Source organism: Agromyces humi (assembly GCF_009720255.1).
Classification (GTDB): domain Bacteria; phylum Actinomycetota; class Actinomycetes; order Actinomycetales; family Microbacteriaceae; genus Agromyces; species Agromyces humi.
Window position 1 is genome coordinate 1 of record NZ_WJSP02000810.1, and the last position, 503, is coordinate 503.

The 503-nt window shown below is 73.8% G+C and carries 1 pseudogene; it reads left to right on the forward strand.

Going from position 1 to position 503, the window contains the following annotated elements:
* Positions 1–152: 152 nt before the first annotated feature.
* A pseudogene (locus GH736_RS24310) lies at positions 153–503 on the forward strand (FAD-dependent oxidoreductase); the annotation flags it as partial.

A 503-nucleotide genomic window follows, 5' to 3' on the forward strand; every position in this document is an offset into this window, starting at 1 on the left:
GCCTCGATGGGGTCGAGAGGTGATCTAGATGCGTGTTGGAGGCGAGCACCCGCGCCCCGGTCGCGCGGTCGGAGAACTCGGCCTCCACGACGAGGTGGTGGCGTTCGCCGACCGGATCGGCGCCGCCGGACCGCCGGCTGGCCGCCGAGAGCATGTCGAGCTATCTCATCGAGGAGCTCGACGCGGCGGGCGTGGGCCTGATCACGCACACGAAGGTCGTCGACGCGGGCGCCGCCGACGATCCCGGCCGGCTCGACCACGTCGTGCTCGAGCGCACCGACACGGGCGAGCGGATGCCGCAGCGCGCCGATGCGGTCTTCATCACGATCGGCGCCCGGCCGCACACCGAGTGGCTGCCGCCCGAGGTGCTCCGCGACCAGTGGGGTTCCGTCATCACCGGAGCAGAGGTCGCCGAGGAGGGCGGGCCCGGCGCGTGGCTCGGCGACGGCGGCCACGGGCCGACGCCGTTGGAGTCCTCCGTGCCGGGCCTCTATGCCGTGGGC